At 70.5% G+C, this 775-nt stretch carries 2 protein-coding genes; one reads left to right on the plus strand and one right to left on the minus strand.

Features of this window, described 5'->3' with window-relative positions; all coding sequences use genetic code 11:
• Nucleotides 1–316, minus strand: a 316-nt coding sequence (locus D8M34_RS18515) for a TetR family transcriptional regulator (RefSeq protein WP_202976306.1), incomplete at its 3' end; no start/stop codon positions are given.
• Between the two features lie 93 nt (nt 317–409).
• Between D8M34_RS18515 and D8M34_RS18520 the strand changes: the two genes are divergently transcribed.
• The coding region (locus D8M34_RS18520; RefSeq protein WP_148113117.1) for a diiron oxygenase at nt 410–775 on the plus strand (366 nt) is incomplete at its 3' end.

Raw genomic sequence — 775 nt, forward strand, 5'->3', positions numbered from 1 at the left:
TCATCCCGAGGTAGGCGTCGACGACGGCGGCGACGTGCTCGATCGGCTCGGCGTCGATCGCCAGCACCGGGTAGATCCGCTGCATCAGCATGTCCGCGGCGTGCTCGCTGACGGCGCGCTGCAGGTCGGCGCGGTCGGCGAAGTGCCGGTAGAGCACCGGTTTGGTGATGCCGGCCGCGGCCGCGATCTGGGCGACCGCGACCCCCGGGCCGTGCTCGCGGATCGCCTCGACGGCGGCCGAGACCATCTCGGTCCGCCGTTCCTCCCGTCGGCGGCTGCGCGCGTCCGGCTTGACATCCCTGGTGTCCTGGGGCACGTTACCAGTGGTAACCGTTACCGCCGGTAACAGCAAGGGTTCCGGGTGTGGAACCCGCCACCACCGGCCCCTCCCAGCAGGAAGCGGCGCACGATGAGCGCTCCCGCACGCACCGGCAGCAAGACCCCCCTCGCCGACCGGGAGGACACCGCCCGACGGCTGCTCAAGAGCTCGGTCACGACCTCCTACGACCCGGCGATCGACATCGACTGGGACGCCCCCCTGGTCGAGGGCAGGTACGGCATCGTCCCCGAGCGCGTGTCGCTCTACGGCACGCCGCTGTGGGACGGCCTGACCGAGGAGCAGCGGATCACGCTGTCGGTGCACGAGTTCTGCAGCGTCGCCCGGATCGGGCTGTGGTTCGAGATGATCCTCATGCAGATGCTGCTGCGCTACGCCTACGACCGCGACCCCCGTCGCGCGCACATCCAGTACGCGCTGGTCGAGATCGCCGACCAG

It is taken from the genome of Microbacterium sp. HSID17254 (genome assembly GCF_003989315.1).
Taxonomy (GTDB): domain Bacteria; phylum Actinomycetota; class Actinomycetes; order Actinomycetales; family Microbacteriaceae; genus Microbacterium.